Origin of the sequence: Luteimonas sp. MJ250, assembly GCF_039548455.1 — a bacterium.
Lineage (GTDB): Bacteria > Pseudomonadota > Gammaproteobacteria > Xanthomonadales > Xanthomonadaceae > Luteimonas.
In genome coordinates, this window is record NZ_JBCLVB010000011.1 from 18799 (window position 1) to 40645 (window position 21847).

Here is a 21847-nt window from a genome sequence, read left to right on the forward strand (position 1 = left end):
GTCGCCACCTGAAGACGGCGTCAACCGGCCGGATCATACGTCGAGGTTGGACACCCGCAGCGCGTTGTCTTCGATGAAGGCGCGACGCGGCTCGACCACGTCGCCCATCAGCGTGCTGAAGATCTGGTCGGCGCCGACGGCGTCTTCGATCGTCACCTGCAGCAGGCGCCGGGTCTCGGGATTGACCGTGGTGTCCCAGAGCTGCTCGGGGTTCATCTCGCCCAGGCCCTTGAAGCGCTGGATCTGGCGGCCCCTCTTGGCCTCTTCGAGCAGCCAGGCCTGCGCCTGGGCGAAGTTCGCGACCGGCTGCACGCGGTTGCCGCGGGTGATCCTGGCACCCTCGCGCACCAGGCCGTGCAGCAGCGCCGCGGCATCGCGCAGCGCCCGCAGCTCTCCGCCCTCGAAGGCGGAGAACGGCAGCACCTGCACCGCGTCCACGCCCATGTGGCGGCGCTTGACCACCAGTGCCGGGCCGGCGGTTTCGGTGGCCGGCTGGAATTCGAGCAGGTAGCGCGGCTTGCCGAGGCCCGATTCGTTGAGCCGGTTCTCCAGCAGGTCCAGTTCGTGGCGTTCGTCGACGTTGCCGGCCAGGATGTCGGCGTCCAGCGGCGTGAAGTCGATCAGCGCCCCGAGCACGACGGGATCGTAGCGGTAGGCGTTGCGGGTGATGGTTTCGCGCGCCGCGGCGTAGACCAGAAGCAGCTTCTCGAGCGCCGCGCCGCTGATCCCCGGCTCGCCCTCGGCGGGCACCAGGAGGGCGTTCTCGACGGCGTTGCCGGCGAGGTAGGCATCGAGCGAGGCGTCGTCCTTCAGGTAGATCTCGGTCTTGCCCTGCTTGATCTTGTACAGCGGCGGCAGGCCGATATAGATGTGGCCGCGCTCGATCAGCTCCGGCATCTGCCGGTAGAAGAAGGTCAGCAGCAGGGTGCGGATGTGGGCGCCGTCGACGTCGGCGTCGGTCATGATGATGATGCGGTGGTAGCGCAGCTTGTCGGGGTTGTATTCGTCCTTGCCGATCCCGGTTCCGAGGGCGGTGATCAGGGTGCCGACCTGGTCCGAGGCCAGCATGCGGTCGAAGCGCGCGCGCTCGACGTTGAGGATCTTGCCCCTGAGCGGCAGCACCGCCTGGTTCTTGCGGTTGCGGCCCTGCTTGGCGGAGCCGCCGGCCGAGTCACCCTCGACGATGAACAGTTCGCTGAGCGCCGGATCCTTCTCCTGGCAGTCGGCGAGCTTGCCCGGCAGGCCGGCGATGTCCAGCGCGCCCTTGCGCCGGGTCAGGTCGCGCGCCTTGCGCGCGGCCTCGCGGGCGCGGGCGGCATCGACGATCTTGCCGGCGATGGCCTTGGCCTCGTTCGGGTTTTCCTGCAGGAAGGCGTCGAGCTTGGCACCGAAGGTGTGCTCGACCACCGGGCGCACTTCCGAGCTGACCAGCTTTTCCTTGGTCTGCGAGGAAAAGCTGGGATCGGGCACCTTCACCGACAGCACCGCGATCATGCCTTCGCGCATGTCATCGCCGGACAGCTGCACCTTGGCCTGCCGGGCGACCCCGCTCTGCTCGATGTAATTGGTCAGCGTGCGCGTGAGCGCCGCGCGGAAGCCGATGAGGTGGGTACCGCCATCCTTCTGCGGGATGTTGTTGGTGAAGCAGAACATGGTCTCCTGGTAGGAGTCCGTCCATTGCAGCGCCGCCTCGACGGTGATGCCGTTCTCTTCGCCGATGACCGAGATCACCTTGGGGTGCAGCGGGGTCTTGAGCTGGGCCAGGTGCTCGACGAAGGATGCGATGCCGCCCTCGTACTCGAACACGTCGCGGCGCGGCTCGCCGCGCTCGTCGCTGAGGGTGATCCTGACGCCCGAGTTCAGGAACGAGAGCTCGCGCAGGCGGCGCGCCAGGATCTCGTAGTGGAATTCGATGTCGCTGAAGATCGCGGTGGCGGGCTTGAAGCGCAGCGTGGTGCCGCGGCGTCCGCCTGACGGCTCCAGGACCTTGAGCGGGTACAAGGGCTCGCCCAGGGCGTATTCCTGGCGATGGTGCTCGCCATCGCGCCAGATATCGAGCCACAGGTGCTCGCTGAGCGCGTTGACCACTGAAACGCCGACGCCGTGCAGGCCACCGGACACCTTGTAGCTGTTGTCGTCGAACTTGCCGCCGGCGTGGAGCACGGTCAGGATGACCTCGGCCGCGGACACGTGTTCTTCCTTGTGGATGTCGACCGGGATGCCGCGGCCGTTGTCGGACACCGAAACCGAGCCGTCCTCGTGGATGACCACGTTGATGTCGTCGGCATGGCCGGCGAGCGCTTCGTCGACCGAGTTGTCGACCACCTCGAACACCATGTGGTGCAGGCCGGTGCCGTCGTGCACGTCGCCGATGTACATGCCCGGGCGCTTGCGGACGGCCTCAAGGCCGCGCAAAACGGTGATCTTGCTGGAGTCGTAGCCGGAGTTGGCGGTTTCGGGGGTGCTGCCGGTGTCGTCAGTCATCTAAGTGCTTCTGGCCGTTGGGATCGCCCGGCAACGGCCAGCGCGGCAACGCCGGCGCAAGACACATTACTTATAGGGGCCTGAGACCGCCATTATACCAGTTTGCGGCGCATGGCAAGGGCTCCTGTGCGGGAGCCGCGGGAGCCGCGATCGCGACCACGGGAACCCTCCAATGGCCACCGTCACGGATCCCTTGTCTGGTTTATCCCGACCGAGGGGAGGCATATGGCTGGCGCGGCAGCGGGGCTGGCTCTTTTTTAGAGGCTGCGGTTGCCGACGTGACAGCTGGGACGGGAGCGTCTCCACTGGGGTCCGCGCCGCACGTCCTGTGCATTTTTCCGGTGTAGTCCGCGCCGCTCGTCCCGTGCATTTCTCCGTTGTAGTCCGCGCTGCCCGCCCCGCGCACAGGGGGTGTGCTGCGCCGGCCGTCTCCGCGTCCTGCTCCCAGCGGCCGGGCGCCGGCCATCCATGGCCGGCTCTCCGCACACCCCCTGTGCGCGGGACGGGCCGTGGCGTTTTCCTGCTTCGGGTCGAAGATCAAGAGCGGGCGCGCTCGCGATCGTAGGGGTCGCCCTGTCGTGGCTGTGCCGTTGATCCGGTGACGATCCGCCCGGTTGCGACATCTGCGTCGACGTTGCCCTCGTCCAGCACCACGCAAGAGGTCCGGGCCCGCCTCCACGGCGGGCAGCGCGCACCCTCCCGGAGCAATCACGCGAAAGCCCAATGCAGACCGGAAGAACATCTGGTCCAACCACAACGGGCCCGATCACGCTGGAAACAATGTTTCACGTGAAACACATCGACTATCAAGCCGGTTCAACGCACCCCTGTTCCACGTGGAACACCGCCATCTCACCACTCGCTTCCAACCGATCCGTTCCGGTCACGAACACCTGCGCCGGTGTCCCGTGCAGGAAATCCATGACCCGCGCACGGTGCTCTGCGTCCAGTTCGGACGCCAAGTCATCCAGCGCAATCAGCGGCCAGTCGGCGCGCTCGGCGGCGCAGTCGGCCGCCTGGGCGAACAGGCATGACAGGGCGGCCAGCTTCGCCTGGCCCCGGGACAGGGCCTCCCCTTCGCTCTTGTCCGCAAGTCGAAGCTTCCAGTCGGCCCTGTGGGGGCCGACGCTGGTGTGGCCCAGCATCTGGTCCCTCTCGCGCGCCACAGCCAGTGCGTCAGCCAGTGACAGGCTGGAACGACGCCAACCCGGCTCGAATTCAAGCGACATCAGGCCCAGGCTCGGCGCCAGCGCGGTAGCCACCGGAGCCAGCCGCTCCTGAAGACGTTCGAGGTAGAGCACGCGGCGGCGGGTCAGCTCCTCGCCGGAAGCGGACAGCTCCTGGTCCCAGGCGGAGATCTGTGCAGTTCCCGCCCGGGACTTGAGGAGCGCATTGCGCTGCTTCAACGCGCGGGAGTAGCGGCGCCACACCGGCAGGAAGCCTTGTTCCACGTGGAACAGGCCGCGATCAACGAAGCGTCGTCGCGGCTCGCCGCCGCCGGACACCAGCGCGTGGCTTCCGGGTTCGAAGGTCACCACCATGAGCGCGGCGCAGAGTTGACCCAGATGGTCGACGGATTCACCGTCGAGGCGAGCTTCCCAGCCACCGCCGGAATGGCGCAGCCCCGCACGATGCTGGCCCTCGTCCCCTTCGATGCGCCACTCCGCGAACGCTTCCACCGCGTCCTGACCGGTGCGGATCAGCCCGTCCCGGACGCGACCGCGAAAGCTGCGGCCGTAGGCAAGCAGGTGCAGCCCTTCGAGCACGCTGGTCTTGCCGGCGCCATTGGGCCCGAGGAACAGGTTCAGGCCGGGGCCGGGTCGCAGGCTGACATCGGCCAGGTTGCGCAGGTTGCGCAGGTCGAGTCGGGTCACGTGCACGGCGGGCACCCCTGAAAAGCAGAACGCCCGGGCGATGCCGGGCGTTCGTGTTCCACGTGGAACTTGATGTTCACAGCCTCAGCGGCATCACGACGTGGCGTGAACGCGCGTTGGCGGCTTCGCGCACCAGGGCGGACGAGTTGGCATCACGCAGCGCCAGGATCACCGTGTCGTCGCGCAGGGCACTCAGCGCATCAAGCAGGTAGTTCACGTTGAAACCGACCGCCAGGCCGTCAACCGAGGTGTCTGCCTCGATTTCTTCCTGCGCTTCTTCCTGCTCGGGGTTGTGGGCATTGATCTTGAGCTGGCCCGGTGAAACCTCGATGCGCACGCCGCGGTACTTCTCGTTCGACAGGATGGCGGCGCGCTGCAGGGCTGCTCGCAGCACCTCGCGGTCGACCCTGACCTCTCGATCGGCGCCGATCGGAATCACGGCTTCGTAATCCGGGAAACGGCCGTCGATCAGCTTGCTGGTGAAGGTGACATCGTCACGCTTCACGCGGATGTGGTTGCGGCCCATTTCAAGCTCGAGCACGCGGTCGCCGCCCTCCAGCAGGCGCTGCAGCTCGGTCACGCCCTTGCGCGGCACAATGATCTGGCGCTTGGCCCGGGCACTGCCGTCAAGCGCGGTCTCGCACAGGGCGAGGCGGTGGCCGTCTGTGGCCACGCAGCGAAGGTGGGTGTCGCCGAGGTCGAACAGCAGGCCGTTGAGGTAGTAGCGCACGTCCTGCTGGGCCATGGCGAACGCGGTGCGCTCGATCAGCTCCTTGAGCGCGGCTTCCGGCACCTCGACGCGTTCGGTCGCCTCGACCTCGTCGATCGATGGGAAATCGTTCGCCGGCAGGCTGGCCAGGGTGAAGCGGCTGCGTCCCGCCTGCACCGTGATCTTGTCGCCAGTCTGGCTGACGGTGACTTTGCTGCCGTCGGGCAGGGCGCGGACGATGTCGAACAGTTTGCGCGCCGGAATCGTGACCTCGCCGTCCTGGGAGTCGTCGACCGCGCAGCGCGCAATCATCTCCACCTCCAGGTCGGTACCCGTCAGCGACAGCTGGCCGTCCTGCACCAGCGCCAGCAGGTTTGCCAGGACCGGCAGGGTCTGCCGGCGTTCAACCACGTTGACCACCTGTGCCAACGGCTTCAGGAAGGCTTCTCGCTGCAGACTGAAACGCATGCCGGTGATGTCCCCTTGCCTTGGCTCTTGAATGGATAAATCTTTAAAAGCGGTGGAGGTGGTGTCGGAAAAAACGGTTGACAACCAACCCAAGCAACTGATTTATAACGAGTTTATTGCGCTACAACCCCGTTGACAATGTCGTCTTTCGAGGCTGGACAAGCTGTGGACAAGTTTCGGTCCTCATTCCGGCTCCAAAGTTGTCCACAGTTTGTCCCCTTCCGGTCCACCGGGCTGTGGCAGCCCGCCGGACGGTTATTCGTTGAGCTTGCGGATGAGCTTGTCCCAGTCCTCGCGAAGCTTGCCATCGGTCTGCGACAGGGTGCGGATCTGGCGACAGGCATGCAGCACGGTGGTGTGGTCCCGTCCGGAGAACGCATCCCCGATCTCGGGCAGGCTGTGCTCGGTGAGTTCCTTGGCCAGCGCCATCGCCATCTGGCGGGGGCGGGCCAGCGAACGCGTCCGCTTCTTGCCCAGCATGTCCTTGATCTGGAGACCATAGTAGTCTGCCACGGTCTTCTGGATATTGGGGATGCTGATCGCCGCCTGCTGCGCGCGCAGCAGGTCGCGCAGGGTTTCCATCGCGAACTCGATGGTGATCGCCCGCCCGGTGAAGTTGGCCTGGGCCGACAGCGTGTTCAGCGCGCCCTCGAGGTCGCGCACGTTCGAGGGCATCTTCTTCGCCAGCAGGAAGGCCACGTCCTCGGGCACGTGGGTGCCGCGCTCGCGCGCCTTGGCCAGCACGATCGCCGCGCGGGTTTCGAAGTCGGGCGGATCGATCGCCACCGGCAGGCCCCAGGCCAGGCGCGACTTCAGTCGCGGCTCCAGGCCCTCCACTTCGCGCGGGAACCGGTCGCAGGTCATGATGATCTGCTGGCGGCCCTCGAACAGCGCATTGAAGGTGTGGAAGAACTCCTCCTGGGTGCGGTCCTTGCCGGCGAAGAACTGGATGTCGTCGATCAGCAGCGCGTCGAGCGTCTGGAACTGGCGCTTGAACTGGTCGGCCGTGCGCTCCTGCAGCGAGCGGAAGAACGCGCTGTAGAAATCGTTGGAGCGCATGTACAGCACGCGCGCGCCGGGATTGTTGCGGCGCATCTCGTTGCCCGCGGCGAACATCAGGTGGGTCTTGCCCAGCCCGGTGCCGCCGTAAAGCAGCAGCGGGTTGTGTTCGCGCACGCCGGGCTTCTGTGCCGCCTGCCAGGCCGCGGCACGACCCAGCTGGTTGCTGCGGCCCTCGACGAAGTTGTCGAAGGTGTAGTGGCTGTCCAGGTTGCCGTGGAAGGCGGCGGCGCCGGCAGCCGCGCTCGCGGCGGTAGCCGCGGCGGTGGCCGGCGCGCGCTGGGGTTCGGCGGCGCGGGGCAGGGAGCCGATTTCAAGCGAGACCGCGCCGGCGTCGCCGAAGAAACCCAGCAGTTCGCGGATCCGCGGCATGTAGCGCTCGTGCACGGTGTCGCGGACGAACGCGTTGGGCGCGTACAGCACGGTTGCGTCGTCGCGGCGCGCGGCCTGCAACGGCCGCAGCCAGGTATGCACGTCCTCGGCCGGGAGTTCGGCTTCCAGGCGTTCGAGACAGCGGGGCCAAGCATCCATGTTCTGGTTCGACTACCGACAGCGGACCTGCCGCGCGGCGTGGCGTGGCCACGAGCGGCGGGAGGTGAAAGGGGGCAGCCAGCCTACCACCGCGTACCCGCCCGCGCGCCGCGCCGGACGCGCGTCGCGAGGCGCCGTCGAAAACCCGATTTGACCCGGGGTGCCGCTGCGCCATAGAATCTCCGGTTCTTTCCGCCGCGTCCCGCCCGAGCATCCGCCATGTCCACCAAGCGCACTTACCAGCCCAGCAACCTCAAGCGCAAGCGCGACCACGGCTTCCGTGCCCGCATGGCGACCGCCGACGGCCGCAAGATCCTTGCCCGCCGCCGCGCCAAGGGCCGCAAGCGCCTCACCGCCTGATGTCGCCGGGCGGCCTGAATGCCTGCCGCCCGTCGCGTTCCGCCACATCATGAATCGCCGCTTGCCCCGCCAAGCGCGCGTGCGCGTACGCGCCGAGTTCAACCGTGTGTTCGGCGATGGTCGCCGCACCGGCACACCGATCCTTGCCCTGCACCTGCTCCATGACGGCCAGCCGGCGCGTCTTGGCCTGGCGGTGTCGCGCAAGGTCGACCGGCGCGCGGTCGGACGCAACCGGATCAAGCGCGCCCTGCGCGAAGAATTCCGCGCACTCCGCGCCCGCCTTCCCGACGCCGCCTTCGTGATCGTGGCCCGGCCCGCCGCGGCCGGCGCTACGCGCACCGTCCTCCGCGAGGCGTTCCACGATGCGCTGCGCCGTGCCGGCGCGTTGCCCGCGCCGGAGTCGGGCGGCACAATGCCCGCGGCGCCGCTGCCGATCCCCGCGGCGACCTCCGCCATTCCCGCGCCTGCCGCGGACCTTCCCGACCCCACGCCGCGTCCCGCCGGCGAATGAGCCTTCCTGCCCCATGAACCAGACCCGCACCTTCCTGATCTTCGCCCTGCTGATGGTGGCGACCCTGTTGTGGATGGAGTGGGGCAAGGAGCAGCGCGCGCCCGTCGCCGTGGAGGGCGCAGCCACCGGCACCGCGGCGGTCGACTCCGCCGCCACGGTCCCCGGTGTCCCGGTGGTCACCGACGGCGCGACTTCGAACGTGCCCGGCGCCGTGCCCGCGGCGCCGCAGGCCGCGCCGGTCCCCGGGGTCTCCGCCGCTCCGGCGCCGACCAGCGCCGGCCAGGTCGACGTCCGCACCGATGTCCTCGACCTCACCCTGGACGGCGGCGTGGTCGCCCGCGCCGACCTGCTGCGGTTCCCGCAGACGCGCGACGAGGACAGCCCGCCCGTGCGCCTGTTCGACAACAGCCCCGCCACCTTCTATGCCGCGCAGAGCGGCTGGGTCAGCCAGGGCAGCGCCGCGCCCACCCACGAGGCCGGTTTCGTGCCGGAATCGGCGGGCACCCGCTACGTGCTTGCCGCGGACGCCGACACCCTCGAAGTGCCCTTCGTCTGGCACGGCCCCGACGGCGTCAGCATCCGTCGCAGCTATGTCCTGACCCGCGGCAGCTACGCCATCGAAGTGCGCGACACGGTCTACAACAAGGGCGATGCGCTCTGGCAGGGCCATGTCTACCGCCAGCTGATCCGCCTGCCGCAGGTGCTCAAGACCGGCTGGACCAACCCCGAGTCCTTCAGCCTCTACGGCGCCACCTGGTTCAGCCCGGGCGAGGGCTACCAGCGCGTGCGCTATGCCGATTTCGCCGACGAGGGCCCGGTCAACGCGCGCCAGTCCGGCGGCTGGCTGGCCATGCTCCAGCACCACTTCTTCAGCGCCTGGATCCCCGGTGCCAACGACGAGGTCACGGTGTCGCTGCAGGCCACCACCGGTGCCGGCGGCGCGCCGCAGTACCTCATCCGCGAGGTCGGTCCCGGCCTGGCGGTGGCGCCGGGCGACCAGGCCAGCACCAGCGCGCGCCTGTGGGTCGGCCCCAAGCTGGTCGGCCCGATCAAGGCCCAGCAGGTGCCCGGCCTCGACCGCGCGGTCGACTACAGCCGCTTTGCCTTCTTCGCCTTCCTGGGCGAGGGCCTGTTCTGGATCCTCAACAAGATCCACAGCCTGGTGCAGAACTGGGGCTGGTCGATCATCGGCCTGGTGCTGGTGGTGAAGGCCGTGCTGTACCCGCTGTCGAAGGCCCAGTACCAGTCGATGGCGAAGATGCGCAAGTTCCAGCCGCGCATCGCCCAGCTCAAGGAGCGCTACGGCGAGGACAAGCAGAAGTTCCAGGTCGCCATGATGGAGCTGTACAAGAAGGAGAAGATCAATCCCGTCGGCGGCTGCCTGCCGGTGCTGCTGCAGATGCCGATCTGGCTGGCCCTGTACTGGGTGCTGCTGGAGTCGGTCGAGCTGCGCCACGCGCCGTGGATCGGCTGGATCCAGGACCTGACCGCGCGTGATCCCTACTTCATCCTGCCGGTGCTCAACATCATCGTGATGTGGTCGACGCAGAAGCTCGCGCCAATGGTCGGCATGGACCCGATGCAGCAGAAGATGATGCAGCTGATGCCGCTGGCCTTTGGCGTGTTCATGGTCTTCTTCCCGTCCGGCCTGGTGCTGTACTGGGTGACCAACGGCTCGCTGGGCCTGCTGCAGCAGTGGTGGCTGATCCGCAAGTACGCGGACAAGCCTGATTCCGGCAAGCCCGACGCAGGCGACAAGCCCGCCAAGGCGCTCGCCGGCGACTGACGGCCCAGGGCGGCATCGTCCGCCCGGCATGCAGGAATGAGCCAGGCCGTGACCGACACCATCGTTGCCGTTGCCACCGCCGCCGGTAGCGGCGGCGTCGGCATCGTGCGCCTGTCGGGGCCGGCTGCGGCGGAGATCGCGCGCGCGGTCTGCGGCGGCCGCGCGCCCAGGCCCAGGCATGCGCAGTACGCCCGCTTCGTCGACGCCGCGGGTGAAACCATCGATGACGGCATCGTGCTGCTGTTCGCCGGCCCCGCCAGCTACACCGGTGAGGACGTGGCGGAGCTGCAGGGCCACGGCAATCCGGTGCTGCTGCAGGCCGTGGTCGCACGCTGCTGCGCGCTGGGTGCGCGCATGGCGCGGCCGGGCGAATTCACCGAGCGAGCCTTCCTCAATGGTCGGCTCGACCTGGCCCAGGCCGAGGCCGTGGCCGATCTGGTCGCCGCCGGCGACCTGACCGCGGCGCGCGCCGCGCGGCGTTCGCTGGACGGCGAGTTCTCGCGCCGGGTCGAGGCCCTTGCCGAGGCCCTGGTGGCGATCCGCGTCCACGCCGAGGCCGCGATCGACTTTGCCGACGAGCCGCTCGACACCCTGGGCGGCGCCGAACTGGCTGCCCGCCTGGATCAGGCGCGTACCGGGCTGGCCGCGTTGCTGGCCACTGCCGAGCGCGGCCGCCGCCTGCGCGACGGCCTGGACGCGGTGATCGTGGGCCCGCCCAACGCCGGCAAGAGCTCGCTGCTCAACGCGCTCGCGGGCAGCGAGCGGGCGATCGTCACCGACATCGCCGGCACCACCCGCGACCTGCTGCGCGAAACCGTGCACGTCGACGGCGCCGAATTGACCCTGGTCGACACCGCCGGCCTGCGTGAGGGAGGCGATGCGATCGAGCGCGAAGGCATGCGCCGCGCCCGCGACGAGCTGGCGCAGGCCGGGCTGGCGATCGCCGTGGTCGATGCCCGTGATCCCGACGCCGGCCGTGACGCGATCGCCAGCGGGCTTGCCGGCGTGCCGCGCATCCTGTGGCTGCACAACAAGGCCGACCTGCTGCCGGCGGGCGCCCCGCCGCCGCCCACCGGCGAACTGCGCGTGTCCGCAGCCACCGGCCAGGGCATGGACGAGCTGCATCTGCGCCTGCGCCGGCTGGTGATGGGCGAGCCGATGGTGGGCGGGGAGCCCGTCATCGCCGATACTGCCGCCGGGGAAGGCGAGTTCACCGCGCGTGCGCGCCACGTCGAGGCCTTGGGCCGCGCCGCCGCGCACCTGGACCGGGCCGCGCTGGAGCTGGCCGGCGAAGCGCTGGACCTGGCCGCGGAATCACTGCGCACCGCGCACCGCGCGCTGGGCGACATCACCGGCCAGGTCGGGGCCGATGAACTGCTGGGTCATATATTTTCGCGCTTCTGCGTCGGCAAGTAGCGCAGGGGCGCCTCGAGGGGCCGGGGTGTTGACAAACAGGCCCGCGTGTCGCGTCCTAGGCATACGTGCGCATCCGCACACTCAGGGGGAGTACAAACAGATGTCCGTGAACAACCAAGCCACCGCGCGAGGGAGCCTGTCCCGGCTGGCCCTTGCCGCGGCCCTCATCCTCGCCATCGCGGCCTGCGGCAAGGATGACACCGCCGCGCCCGCGGCCGACGCCGGCAGCGATGCCGCCAGCAGCGCGACCGCCACAAGCGGGGCCGCCGGCGCCAGCGCGGCCGATGCCGCCGAACAGGCCGCCATCCAGGCCGATGCCCTGGCCGAACTCGGCGCCGATGAGCTTCGCGAGCGCGGGCGCGCCGCCTATGCCGAAAGCCGCCTCTACGCGCCGACCGGCGACAACGCGCTGGAGTACTACCTGGCCCTGCGCGAGAAATCCCCCGGCGATGCCGCGGTCGCCAGCGCCCTGACCGACCTCATGCCGATGCTGGTGATCGCCACCGAGCAGGCGCGCGACCGCGAAGACTTCGAGGAGGCACGCCGGCTGGCGGCCCTGGTCGAACGCGCCGACGCCAACCATCCCGCCCTGCAGCGCCTCCAGGCCACGATCGTCACGGCTGAAGAAGCCGTGGACCGGCGCATCGCCCAGCAGGCGCTGAGCGCCGAGCAGGAAGTCGAACGCCAGCGCCAGCTTGCAGTCGATCGCGAGCGCGCCCAGGCCGACGAGCAGCGCCAGGCCAGCGAGCAGCTGGCGCAGCAGCAGCGCGCCGAAACCGAAGCCGCCGAGCGCGCCGAGGCCGAGCGCGTCGCGGCCGCGGCGCGTGCCGCCGAGCAGCGCGCCGCCGAGCAGCGCCAGCAGGCCCAGCAGGCGGCCACGACACCGGCCCCGGCGGCCGCGTCGCCCACGCTGCGGCCGCTCAGCACGCCCGCACCCCGCTACCCGCCGGACGCCCTGCGTGCCGCGCAGGCGGGCGAGGTCCAGGTGGAGTTCACGGTGGGAGCCGACGGCAGCGTCAGCGACGCGCGCGTGGTCCGCGCCGACCCGCCGCGGGTCTTCGACCGCGAAGCCGTGGCCGCGGTCCGCCGCTGGCGCTTCGAGCCGGTGTCCGAACCGGTCACCACGCGGCGCACGATCGCCTTCAATCCCGGCGGCTGAGCCACCAGCCGATCGCGACAAGGAAAAGCCCGGCCAATGGCCGGGCTTTTCGGTTCTGCCTGCAGGCCCCGCCGGGACTCAGCCCGAGATCGCCAGCTTCTCGCGGTGGTACAGGCGGGCGGCCATCAGCCACAGCACCAGGGCCAGGCCGAGGCTGGCGCCGAAGTAGACCAGCCACTGCATCGGCGTGATCGATTCGCTGCGCACCAGCTTGAGCACCATCTGGTTCTGCGCCAGGAAGGGCACCGTGAACTGCCACAGCTGCTCCTTCACCGGGCTGACCATCAGCACCACGGTGGGGATGATCGGCAGCAGCATCAGCACGCTCATGTAGCTCTGAGCTTCCTTCACCGACTTCACGCTGGCCGAGATCAGGGTCAGCAGGGTGCAGCCGATCAGCACGATCGGGATCAGCACGGCCAGCAGCAACAGCAGCATGTGCGGCGTCAGCGCGACCATCTGCAGCGCCTTGGGCGCCAGCGCCATGCTGACCGCCAGCGCGACCAGGATCAGCAGCTGGCTGAGCATGCCCAGTGCGCAGGCGGCGAGGATCTTGCCGCTCATCAGTGCGCTGCGCGAGCTTGGCGTGGCCAGCAGCGGTTCCAGCGACTGCCGCTCGCGTTCGCCGGCGGTGACGTCGATCACCATGTACGCACCGCCGACGAAGGCGCTGAAGATCAGCAGGTAGGGCAGGAAGGCGAGCAGCATGCCGCGCCGCGATTCCGGCGTGGCCACGTCGCGCTGCGCCACCATCACCGCGATCGTGGCCTCCGGGCTGATCCCGCGGCTGACCATGCGCAGCGAACCGACCTGGTTGCCGTACTGGGCGAGCGCCTCGCGCACCCGCGCCACCGGGATCCGCGAATCCTGGCGCGAGGAGTCGTAGAGGATCTCCACGGTCGCCATCCGGCTCTCGCGCCAGCGCTCGGGGAAGGCCTCGGGGATTCGCAGCACCACGTCGTGGTCCTGGTTGCGCAGCGCGAGCTCGGCGTCCTCCGGCGGGTCGATCGCATTGATGTCGCGCGTGCCCAGGTGGCGGACCAGGTTAGGCGCGTGCGCGGCGCCGATCACCGGCAGGTCCAGCACCGATTCCAGCTGGGTACGCGCGCGCTTCTCGGCCATCGAGCCCATGCCCAGGATCAGCACCGGGAACAGCAGCGGACCCATCAGCAGACCCAGCATGACCGTGCGCCGGTCGCGGAACAGGTCCAGCAGCTCCTTGCGGGCGACGGTCAGCACCGTATTCTTGAACAGGCTCATGCGGACAGGCCCTCCTCGGTGCCGATCAGTTTGACGAAGGCGTCTTCGAGGTTGTCTTCGCCCGACTGCGCGCGCAGCTCATCGGGGGTGCCCTTGGCGCGTACTTCGCCCTGGGCGATGATCACGATGCGATCGCACAGCGCGGCCACCTCCTGCATGATGTGGCTGCTGAAGATCACGCAGTGGCCCTGCGCCCGCAGCTCCTGCAGGAAGGCACGCAGGCCGCGGGTGGTCATCACGTCCAGGCCGTTGGTGGGCTCGTCCAGGATCACGTTGCGCGGCGAGTGCACCAGGGCGCGCGCGATCGCGGTCTTGGTGCGCTGGCCCTGCGAAAAGCCCTCGGTGCGGCGGTCGAGGAAGTCCTCCATGCCCAGCCTGACCGCCAGCTCGTCGATGCGCGCGGCGATGGTGGCGTCGTCGAGGCCATACAGGCGACCGAAGTAGGTGATGTTCTCGCGCGCGGTCAGGCGCTTGTAGACGCCGCGGGCGTCGGGCAGCACGCCCAGGCTGCGGCGCACGGCGCTGGCATCGCGCTGCGCGTCCAGGCCGTCCACGCGGACCGTGCCGCGCTCGGGCGACATCAGCGTGTACAGCATGCGCAGGGTGGTGGTCTTGCCGGCGCCGTTGGGGCCCAGCAGGCCGGTGATCTCGCCGTCGCGGGCCTCGAAGCTGACGCCGCGCACCGCGTGCACCGGGCCGGACTTGGCCTTGAAGGTCTTGTGCAGGTCTTGGACTTCGATCATCTCAGGGCTCCCATCCGTAATAGCCGGCGAACGGCGGCGCCGGGGCCAGGCGGTCGAGGCAGCCGGCGTCGATGCCGGCGGCGTCGGCGCGCTCGATGAACTGGGCGACCAGCTTCGGCATGCAGCCGGCGCCGAGCACGTTGTGGCCCTGGCCGGGCGCGACCAGGTGGCGTGCGTTCGCCAGGTGCGCGACCACCTCGTCGCCGTAGCGCGGCGGGGTGACCGGGTCGAACTCGCCGCTGATCGCGAGCAGCGGGACGTCGCCGGTGAGCGGCTCGCGAAAGCCCTCCGCGCGCGGCGCAGTCGGCCAGGCCGCGCACTGCGCCTGCAGCATCGACACCATTTCATTGCCGAGCACGCTGCCGGCGTCGTCGGGATCGAGCGACATTTCGCCGACGTCCTCGGTGCAGATCACCGACAGCTGCATGCCGTGGGCCATTGCATCGCCCAGCGACGCGCCCAGCATCCGCGACTGCGCCAGCAGCGGTGCGTAGCGGCCCTGCGACGCGTCGTGAAGCAACAGCGGCAGGGTCGCCGCGGCGGCGGGCTGGTAGGAGAACATCCGCAGCAGCGCCGCCAGGTGGCCGAAGCCCGGGGTTTCCTCGAGCCACTCGCCGCTCACCGGGTCGCGGTAGTCGACGGGCGCAAGATCGCCCGCTTCCAGCGCCGAGCGCACCACGGGCAGCAGCGCCGACGGGTCGCCCAGGTTGTCGACGCAGGCGGGTTCGGCGCGGCAGCGTTCGAACTGCGTGGCGAGCGCCTGCTCCAGGTTCCGCGCGTGTTCCTGGCCCAGCACCATGCTGTTGGGCGCGACGCCGTCGAGCAGCACCGTGCGCGTGGCGGCCGGGTAGGTCCGGGCGTACTGCTGCGCCACCCGCGTGCCGTAGGAGATGCCGACCAGGTTGAGCTGCGGCACGCCCAGGGCCTCGCGCACCGCCTCGAGGTCGCGCACGTGGTCCATGGTCGCGTAGCGGCGCAGGTCGTGGTCGGGCGACAGCGCGTCGCGGCAGCGCTCGGCGAAGGCGCGCATGGCGTCCTGCGACATGTCCTCCCCGGGGCCGAAGGCGTTCTCGCCCTCGTCGCCCTTGCAGTGCAGCGGCGCCGAGCCGCCGGTGCCGCGGGCATCCACCAGGACCACGTTGCGGCTGCGGCGCACGTCGTCGAAGGCGGCCGCCGCCACCGGAAACGACTCCAGCGCCGACTGTCCGGGTCCGCCGGCGATCATCAGCACCGGGTCGGGCTCGGCCTGGCCGGTGGCCGGGAGGAAGGCGATTGCGAGCTCGATCCGGCGACCGTCGGCGACGTCGTGGTCCTCAGGCACGGCGAAGCTGGCGCACTGCGCCTCGACCGCCTTGGCGCCAACCGCGCTCAGCGAGCAGGATTCGAACCCGATCGCGCCCTGGCGCATGCGGCCGTCGGCCGGCGTGTCGCCGGGTTGCGCCGTGCAGCCGGCCGCGAGCGCGACGGCCAGCAGCGCGGCGATGGGGGTTCCACGTGTACTCATGCGGGATCCTCGGGGTGGAAGATGGATTCAATGGGCGAGCCGAACAGGCGCGCGATGCGGAAGGCCAGCGGCAGGCTGGGATCGTACTTGCCGGTCTCGATCGCGTTCACCGTCTGTCTTGAGACGTCCAGACGTTCGCCCAGCTGCGCCTGTGACCAGCCGTTCGCCTCGCGCAGTTCGCGGACGCGGCTCTTCACCGGTAGCGGCGCGTGGTGATGCAGGCGAAGACGCCGTGCAGGAAGGAGTACGCCGGCAGGACGAGGATCAGCGCCAGGCCCGCATTGACGTGCAGCACCCCGGCCAGCACCAGCAGTCCGAGCGCGAAGCTGCCCAGGGTCAGCACCAACGATGCCTGGGCGAAGGACTCGAGCTGGATCCTGCGCTGCATCTCGTCGCTGTCGCGCACGAAGCGCAGCACCGCGCGCGCCACGAACACGACAGGCACTGCCGGAAGCAGCGCCAGGATGGCGCGTGCCCAGGTCGCGTCGACCGCGCGCAGCGCGTACATCGACAGGAACAGCACGACCACATAGGCCGCCATGGCGGGAAAGAACTCGCGGCGGTAGCGACGTTGGATGGAGAGCATGGCGGCGGCGCCTCGTGTCAAGTTTGCTTGACACGAGGATGCCGCGACCGGAAGCGCCGTGTCAAGCATGCTTGACACCCCTCCCGCGCTATTTGCTGCTGACGTACTTCTCGCGCCGGATGCGCGGAACGGGCAGGCCATGCTGCTTGAGCGCTTCGAAGCAGGCGTCGACCATGTCCGGGTTGCCGCACAGGTAGGCGATGTCACTTTCGGCCTGCGGCGCGAACTCGCCCAGGAACTGCTGCACGTAGCCGTGGCGGACGTCGGGATGGTCCTGCGCGCTGCCGGGCGCGGGCAGTTCGCGCGAGAAGCAGGGCACGAAGCGGAAGCCCGGGTGCGCTTGGGCAAAGGCGCGGAACTCGTCGCCGTACAGCAGCTCTTCCGGCGAGCGGGCGCCGAACAGCAGCACCACCTCGACGCCGCGCTCGGCCATCGCCTGCGCCAGCAGCGGCAGCATCGCGCGGTAGGGAGTGACGCCGGTGCCGGTGCCGACCAGCAGGTAGCGGCGGTTGTCGTCGGCGGGCTGCAGGCAGAAGCGACCGAACGGTCCGCTGGCCTGGACCGTGCCGCCGATCTCGAGGTTTTCGAACAGCGACGTGGCGGCGCCGCCGACGACGTAGCTGACGGCGATTTCCACGCACTCGCCCGGGCCCATCGCGTGGTCGTGGATGGTGGCCAGCGAGTAGCTGCGCTTGGTCGCGGTGCCGTCGCCGTAGCTGAAATGCACCTGCACGAACTGTCCGGGAATGTAGTCCAGCGGCTGGCCGTCGTCGCGGGCGAGCACCAGGTGGGCCACGGTGGGCGCCAGCATGCGGCGGGAAACGAGCTTGAGCGGGAACTGTGCGGGCACTTGGGATGGACCGTTTCCGGGCCGGGACCCGCAGGGCACCTATAATACCGCCCCCCTGCATGCACCCGCGGCCAAGGAGTCACGATGCGTCACGCCGCCCCGCCCGCCGCCCTGTCGGTGCGCGACCTGCGCAAGACCTACGACAACCGCGTCGAAGCCCTGAAGGGGGTTTCGCTGGACGTCGCGCCCGGTGATTTCTACGCGCTGCTGGGGCCCAACGGCGCCGGCAAGTCGACCCTGATCGGCATCATCTCGTCGCTGGTCAACAAGACCTCGGGCGAGGTGCGCGTGTTCGGCGTCGACCAGCAGGCCGAGCGCGCGCGCGCGATGCGCCTGGTCGGGCTGGTGCCGCAGGAACTCAACTTCAACATGTTCGAGCAGCCGCTCGACATCCTGGTCAACTACGCCGGCTTCTACGGCGTGCCGCGCCGCGAGGCGCTGGCGCGCGCGAAGGTCGAGCTCGAGCGCGCGCACCTCTCGCCCAAGGCGCAGATGATGGCGCGCACGCTGTCGGGCGGCATGAAGCGGCGGCTGATGATCGCCCGCGCGATGATGACCTCGCCGCGGCTCTTGATCCTCGACGAGCCCACCGCCGGCGTCGACATCGAGATCCGCCGCGGCATGTGGCAGTCGCTGCGCGAGATCAACGCCAGCGGCACCACCATCATCCTCACCACGCACTACCTGGAGGAAGCGGAGAACCTGTGCCGCAACCTCGCGATCATCGACCACGGCCGCATCGTCGAATCCGGCCCGATGCGCACGCTGCTGTCCAAGCTCGACGTCGAGGGCTTCCTGCTCGATGTCGAAGGCGAGCTGCCGGCCGAGCTGCCCGCGATCGACGGCGCGCGGGTGGCGGCGATGGACGCGCACACGCTCGACATCGACATGCCGCGTTCGATGGACCTCAACCGCGTGTTCGCCACGCTTGATGAGGCCGGCATCCGCGTGCGCTCGATGCGCAACAAGTCCAACCGCCTCGAGGAACTGTTCGTGCGCATGACCAGCGATACCGCCGCGTCGCCCGGCACGGGAGCTGCGGCATGAGCCTCGCACCCGCCAAGACAGACGCCGCCGACCGCGCCACGCCAGAGGGCCTGCGCGCCGACCTGGTCGCACTCGGCACCATCGCCCGCCGCGAGGTGATGCGCATCCTGCGCATCTGGAGCCAGACCCTGGTGCCGCCGGCGATCACCATGACGCTGTACTTCCTGATCTTCGGCGGCCTGATCGGCAGCCGCATCGGGACCATGGACGGCATCAGCTACATGGATTTCATCGTCCCCGGCCTGGTGATGATGAGCGTGATCCAGAACAGCTACGGCAACATCTCGTCCTCGTTCTTCGGCGCCAAGTTCGGCCGCCACGTCGAGGAGCTGCTGGTGAGCCCGATGCCGCCCTGGGTGATCCTGGGCGGCTACGTCGCCGGCGCCGTGCTGCGCGGGCTGATGGTGGGCGTGATCGTGCTCTGCATCGCGATGCTGTTCACCACCGTGCGCGTCCCGCACCCGTGGGTGACGCTGTCGACGGTGCTGCTGGGCGCGACCATCTTCGCGCTGGCCGGCTTCGTCAACGCGGTGTTCGCGAAGAAGTTCGACGACGTCGCGATCGTGCCGATCTTCATCCTCACCCCGCTGACCTATCTCGGCGGCGTGTTCTATTCGATCCAGCTGTTGCCCGAGTGGGCGCGCGCGGCGACCTATGCCAACCCGATCTTCTACATGGTCAACGCGTTCCGCTACGGCCTGCTCGGGCAGGGCGACGTCCCGCTGTGGGTGGCGTATGCGCTGATGCTGGTCTTCGTGGTGGTGTTGGGTGCGCTGGGGCTCTGGCTGCTGAAGCGCGGCGTCGGGCTGCGCAGCTGAGCCACATCGTGTTGTAACCTCGCGCCTTCCGCCCTGACTGGAGCAAGAGGAATGCGCAAAGGGAACCTGGCCGCCGCGTGCGCGCTCGCAATGATTCTGTCCGCCTGCGGTGCCGCGCCGGACCCCGGCAGCGATCCCGCTGCCGCACCTGCAGCACCCGCCGGCGATGCCACGCCGCTGGCCGATGACGCCACGGCTGTGGCGGCGATGCCCGGCGCGGACGATGCTGGCGATGCTGGCGACGCCAGTGCGGCCCGCCCCGGCCCGGGCCTCGTGGACAAGGAGGGCAAGGCCATCGCGCTGGTGCCGTTCGATATCGAAAGCGTGCCGGTGAGCAGCGCGTCGCTGGGCGAACTCCCGTTTTTCTCCATGCCCACCGGCTACGGTCCGGTCAACTCGCCCGACCAGCGGAGCTACGCGCGCTTCCCGTTCCGGCTCGGCGACGGCCTCCACTGGGTGGAGGGCGCGAGCTGGAACAGCCTGCTGGGCGTCGCCCGCGACCAGCGCCGCGACAAGGAATTCTCCCCGCTCGAACTGCGCCGCAACCTTGAAGCGGTGTTCGCGCAGGCCGGGGCGAAGCAGGTCTTCGAGGGTCCCCTGCAGCGCGACCTCTACTACGGGCCGCAACTGGAAACCGAGATCGGCGGCGGCTTCATCGAAGGCGTCAACCTCGGCGCCGATACGGCCACCAGCGTGCACGTCATCCGCCAGCCCGAACGCAACATCTGGATGCAGCTGTCCACGCATTCCCACGGCGCTGCGATGGTGGTGGTGGAAGAGCGTCCGTTCGAGGCCAGCGCGCACTGGGGCGGCGAGTTCCCCTACCTGTCGCTGCCGGCGGGCTATGCCGATGGAAACGAGCCCAAGCAGCGCGACTTCGACATGTATCCGTTCTGGACCGGCAGCGGCTTCGAGGAAGTGGAGGGCCGGACCTACGCCGCGGACGTGAGGACGCGCGAACGCTTCAACTCGATGCACGAAGTGCGCCGCAACCTGGAAGCGATGATGGCCGAGGCCGGCGGCGTCCTGGTGTTCGAAGGCAGGATCCCCAAGGAGGCGTCGGAGCGTTACGGCAGAGACCTGAAGGGCTTCTACAGCGACGCCACCGGTTTCAGCTGGGACGGCTACGAATCACGCGTCTACCGGGTCGACCTTGCCGATGGCCGCCAGGTCTGGGTGCATGCGGCGCTGGATTATCTCTCCTCCGGCTGGGTGGTGGCCGAGCGCGAAGGCTTCGTGCAGACCGCTGCGCTGCTGCCGGCGTCCGAGCTGAAACAGCAGCTCGATGCCGACGGCCGGGTCGCGATCCAGGTCAACTTCGCAGTCGACAAGGCCGACATCCTTCCCGACTCGCAGCCGCAGGTCGAGCAAGTGCTTGCGCTGCTGCGCGACGATCCTTCGCTGCGCCTGTCGATCGACGGCCACACCGACGACACCGGCGATGCCGCACATAACCAGCGCCTGTCCGAGGCGCGCGCGAAAAGCGTGGTGGCGGCGTTGGTCGGACAGGGCATCGAGGACGCGCGCCTGCAGGCGAAGGGCCACGGCCAGTCGCAGCCCGTGGACGACAACGCCACCGACGAGGGTCGCGCGAAGAACCGCCGCGTGGAACTCGTCCGCCTGTAAGCGCCCGTCCCCTCGCCAACGCGTGTCGCCGGCCAAGCCCTGGCCCTTCGGGGTGGGCCGGATCGCAGCTGTGGCTGCTCCTACAGGGCTGGGGCGGGGAGCTGGAAGAACGCGCGGGTGGTGGCCGTGGCGTTTGCCGCGGTCAGCGCGACGTCTTCGCCGCGGTCGCGCGCAAGCTCTTCGACGATATGCGGCAGGAACATCGGTTCGTTGCGGCGGTCCTTGGGCATCGGCCTGAGCGTGCGCGGCAGCAGGTAGGGCGCGTCGGTTTCCACCATCAGCCGGTTGGCGGGGATGTTGGAGACGATCTCCCGAAGGTGCTTGCCGCGGCGCTCGTCGCAGAGCCAGCCGGTGATGCCGATGTGCCAGTCGCGGTCGATGCAGTCGAACAATTCTTCGCGGGTGCCGGTGAAGCAGTGCACCACGGCGGGACCGATGCGGCCCTCGAAGCCCTTCATGATCGCGATGAAGTCGGCATGCGCGTCGCGCTGGTGCAGGAACAGCGGCTTGCTGCGGCCCGAAGCGAACAGCTCGGCGGCGATTTCGAGCTGGCGCTCGAAGGCCTTGCGCTGCGCGGGTCGCGGGGAGAAGTCGCGGAAGTAGTCGAGGCCGGTTTCGCCGACGGCCACCACTTGCGGATGCGCGTGCAGTGCGCGCATTTCGGCGTCGCATTCGGCGGTGTAGTCGCTGGCGTGGTGGGGATGCACGCCGGCGGTGGCGAACAGCTCGCCGGGATGGGCGCGTGCGAGCTCGAGTGCCATCGGGGAGTGCTCGCGGCTGGCGCCTGTGACCACCATCTGCACCACGCCGGCGTCGCGGGCGCGGGCCATGACCTGGTCGCGGTCGTGGTCGAAGCTGTCGTGGGTGAGGTTGGCGCCGATGTCGATGAGATGCATGTGGGCATTGTAGGAGCACGCCGCTGCACGGGGGCATGGACCGGCGAAGCAGCCGTCCATGGCTGATTCGCCTGCCGCGCACAGCCATGTGCGCTGTCCATGTCCCCGTGCAGCGACGCGCTTCGACGGATTGGAGGTTCGCGGCTTCGGGCCTCGTCCC

At 69.3% G+C, this 21847-nt stretch carries 19 protein-coding genes; 8 read left to right on the forward strand and 11 right to left on the reverse strand.

Annotated elements, in window-relative coordinates; translation table 11 throughout:
• Positions 1-33: 33 nt before the first annotated feature.
• From gyrB to dnaA, 4 genes are all read right to left on the reverse strand, one after another.
• Entirely contained in the window at positions 34-2484 is a 2451-nt protein-coding gene (gene gyrB, locus WCE37_RS06790) for a DNA topoisomerase (ATP-hydrolyzing) subunit B (RefSeq protein WP_343278687.1), read from the reverse strand.
• Positions 2485-3290: 806 nt separating this feature from the next.
• A complete protein-coding gene (recF, locus tag WCE37_RS06795; protein WP_343278688.1) occupies positions 3291-4364 on the reverse strand; it encodes a DNA replication/repair protein RecF in 1074 nt (357 codons plus the stop codon).
• Positions 4365-4434: 70 nt separating this feature from the next.
• Positions 4435-5535, reverse strand: coding sequence for a DNA polymerase III subunit beta (gene dnaN / locus WCE37_RS06800; RefSeq protein WP_343254573.1), 1101 nt, complete (start codon positions 5533-5535; stop codon positions 4435-4437).
• Between the two features lie 255 nt (positions 5536-5790).
• Complete coding sequence (gene dnaA, locus WCE37_RS06805; protein ID WP_343254572.1) at positions 5791-7125, reverse strand: chromosomal replication initiator protein DnaA; 1335 nt, start codon at positions 7123-7125, stop codon at positions 5791-5793.
• 219 nt (positions 7126-7344) lie between these two features.
• Here dnaA and rpmH point away from each other — a divergent pair, with 219 nt between their 5' ends.
• From rpmH to WCE37_RS06830, 5 genes are all read left to right on the forward strand, one after another.
• On the forward strand, positions 7345-7485 hold the full coding sequence (gene rpmH, locus WCE37_RS06810) for a 50S ribosomal protein L34 (protein WP_343254571.1): 141 nt from the start codon (positions 7345-7347) through the stop codon (positions 7483-7485).
• A 49-nt stretch (positions 7486-7534) separates the two neighbouring features.
• Entirely contained in the window at positions 7535-7996 is a 462-nt protein-coding gene (gene rnpA / locus WCE37_RS06815; RefSeq protein ID WP_343278689.1) for a ribonuclease P protein component, read from the forward strand.
• 13 nt (positions 7997-8009) lie between these two features.
• A complete protein-coding gene (gene yidC, locus WCE37_RS06820; protein ID WP_343278690.1) occupies positions 8010-9782 on the forward strand; it encodes a membrane protein insertase YidC in 1773 nt (590 codons plus the stop codon).
• 36 nt (positions 9783-9818) lie between these two features.
• Positions 9819-11198: a tRNA uridine-5-carboxymethylaminomethyl(34) synthesis GTPase MnmE gene (mnmE, locus tag WCE37_RS06825; protein ID WP_343278691.1), complete on the forward strand. Its 1380-nt coding sequence runs from the start codon at positions 9819-9821 to the stop codon at positions 11196-11198.
• A gap of 106 nt (positions 11199-11304) precedes the next feature.
• Positions 11305-12357, forward strand: coding sequence for an energy transducer TonB (locus WCE37_RS06830; protein ID WP_343278692.1), 1053 nt, complete (start codon positions 11305-11307; stop codon positions 12355-12357).
• A 78-nt stretch (positions 12358-12435) separates the two neighbouring features.
• Here the strand turns inward: WCE37_RS06830 and WCE37_RS06835 are convergent, their stop codons facing one another.
• From WCE37_RS06835 to WCE37_RS06860, 6 genes are all read right to left on the reverse strand, one after another.
• Positions 12436-13617 carry an ABC transporter permease gene (locus WCE37_RS06835; RefSeq protein WP_343278693.1) on the reverse strand — a complete coding sequence of 394 codons (1182 nt, stop codon included), beginning with the start codon at positions 13615-13617 and terminating at the stop codon, positions 12436-12438.
• The gene (locus WCE37_RS06840; protein WP_343278694.1) at positions 13614-14360 is read right to left on the reverse strand and encodes an ATP-binding cassette domain-containing protein; all 747 of its coding nucleotides are present in this window, start codon (positions 14358-14360) and stop codon (positions 13614-13616) included. Before WCE37_RS06840 ends, WCE37_RS06835 begins: the two co-directional genes overlap by 4 nt.
• A gap of 1 nt (position 14361) precedes the next feature.
• Entirely contained in the window at positions 14362-15864 is a 1503-nt protein-coding gene (locus tag WCE37_RS06845; RefSeq protein ID WP_343278695.1) for an alpha/beta hydrolase, read from the reverse strand.
• Positions 15861-16061: a helix-turn-helix transcriptional regulator gene (locus tag WCE37_RS06850; RefSeq protein ID WP_343278696.1), complete on the reverse strand. Its 201-nt coding sequence runs from the start codon at positions 16059-16061 to the stop codon at positions 15861-15863. The genes WCE37_RS06845 and WCE37_RS06850 overlap by 4 nt, the downstream gene beginning before the upstream one ends.
• Positions 16058-16450: a hypothetical protein gene (locus WCE37_RS06855; RefSeq protein WP_343278697.1), complete on the reverse strand. Its 393-nt coding sequence runs from the start codon at positions 16448-16450 to the stop codon at positions 16058-16060. The genes WCE37_RS06850 and WCE37_RS06855 overlap by 4 nt, the downstream gene beginning before the upstream one ends.
• Before the next feature lie 88 nt (positions 16451-16538).
• On the reverse strand, positions 16539-17261 hold the full coding sequence (locus WCE37_RS06860) for a ferredoxin--NADP reductase (RefSeq protein WP_343279164.1): 723 nt from the start codon (positions 17259-17261) through the stop codon (positions 16539-16541).
• Positions 17262-17384: 123 nt separating this feature from the next.
• On the opposite strand from WCE37_RS06860, the gene WCE37_RS06865 reads away from it, so the two are divergent.
• Genes WCE37_RS06865 through WCE37_RS06875 form a run of 3 tightly spaced genes read left to right on the forward strand, consistent with a single transcriptional unit; the run spans position 17385 to position 20791 of the window.
• The gene (locus WCE37_RS06865; protein ID WP_343278698.1) at positions 17385-18347 is read left to right on the forward strand and encodes an ABC transporter ATP-binding protein; all 963 of its coding nucleotides are present in this window, start codon (positions 17385-17387) and stop codon (positions 18345-18347) included.
• Positions 18344-19165 (forward strand): ABC transporter permease, encoded by an 822-nt coding sequence (locus WCE37_RS06870; RefSeq protein ID WP_343254560.1) that lies wholly within the window; start codon positions 18344-18346, stop codon positions 19163-19165. Before WCE37_RS06865 ends, WCE37_RS06870 begins: the two co-directional genes overlap by 4 nt.
• Positions 19166-19216: 51 nt before the next feature.
• Positions 19217-20791 carry an OmpA family protein gene (locus tag WCE37_RS06875; protein WP_343278699.1) on the forward strand — a complete coding sequence of 525 codons (1575 nt, stop codon included), beginning with the start codon at positions 19217-19219 and terminating at the stop codon, positions 20789-20791.
• A gap of 80 nt (positions 20792-20871) precedes the next feature.
• On the opposite strand, the gene WCE37_RS06880 is transcribed toward WCE37_RS06875, so the two are convergent.
• Positions 20872-21687 carry a TatD family hydrolase gene (locus WCE37_RS06880; RefSeq protein ID WP_343278701.1) on the reverse strand — a complete coding sequence of 272 codons (816 nt, stop codon included), beginning with the start codon at positions 21685-21687 and terminating at the stop codon, positions 20872-20874.
• Between the last annotated feature and the right edge of the window lie 160 nt (positions 21688-21847).

Bases quoted from the DNA above. Each gene is read 5' to 3' on its own strand.
- WCE37_RS06840 (WP_343278694.1), bottom strand. From the start codon at position 14,360: ATGATCGAAGTCCAAGACCTGCACAAGACCTTCAAGGCCAAGTCCGGC.
- WCE37_RS06870 (WP_343254560.1), top strand. From the start codon at position 18,344: ATGAGCCTCGCACCCGCCAAGACAGACGCCGCCGACCGCGCCACGCCA.
- dnaN (WP_343254573.1), bottom strand. From the start codon at position 5,535: ATGCGTTTCAGTCTGCAGCGAGAAGCCTTCCTGAAGCCGTTGGCACAG.
- WCE37_RS06855 (WP_343278697.1), bottom strand. From the start codon at position 16,450: ATGCTCTCCATCCAACGTCGCTACCGCCGCGAGTTCTTTCCCGCCATG.
- WCE37_RS06835 (WP_343278693.1), bottom strand. From the start codon at position 13,617: ATGAGCCTGTTCAAGAATACGGTGCTGACCGTCGCCCGCAAGGAGCTG.
- dnaA (WP_343254572.1), bottom strand. From the start codon at position 7,125: ATGGATGCTTGGCCCCGCTGTCTCGAACGCCTGGAAGCCGAACTCCCG.
- rpmH (WP_343254571.1), top strand. From the start codon at position 7,345: ATGTCCACCAAGCGCACTTACCAGCCCAGCAACCTCAAGCGCAAGCGC.
- WCE37_RS06865 (WP_343278698.1), top strand. From the start codon at position 17,385: ATGCGTCACGCCGCCCCGCCCGCCGCCCTGTCGGTGCGCGACCTGCGC.
- gyrB (WP_343278687.1), bottom strand. From the start codon at position 2,484: ATGACTGACGACACCGGCAGCACCCCCGAAACCGCCAACTCCGGCTAC.
- WCE37_RS06880 (WP_343278701.1), bottom strand. From the start codon at position 21,687: ATGCATCTCATCGACATCGGCGCCAACCTCACCCACGACAGCTTCGAC.
- WCE37_RS06860 (WP_343279164.1), bottom strand. From the start codon at position 17,261: ATGCTGGCGCCCACCGTGGCCCACCTGGTGCTCGCCCGCGACGACGGC.
- yidC (WP_343278690.1), top strand. From the start codon at position 8,010: ATGAACCAGACCCGCACCTTCCTGATCTTCGCCCTGCTGATGGTGGCG.
- mnmE (WP_343278691.1), top strand. From the start codon at position 9,819: ATGAGCCAGGCCGTGACCGACACCATCGTTGCCGTTGCCACCGCCGCC.
- rnpA (WP_343278689.1), top strand. From the start codon at position 7,535: ATGAATCGCCGCTTGCCCCGCCAAGCGCGCGTGCGCGTACGCGCCGAG.
- WCE37_RS06875 (WP_343278699.1), top strand. From the start codon at position 19,217: ATGCGCAAAGGGAACCTGGCCGCCGCGTGCGCGCTCGCAATGATTCTG.
- WCE37_RS06845 (WP_343278695.1), bottom strand. From the start codon at position 15,864: ATGAGTACACGTGGAACCCCCATCGCCGCGCTGCTGGCCGTCGCGCTC.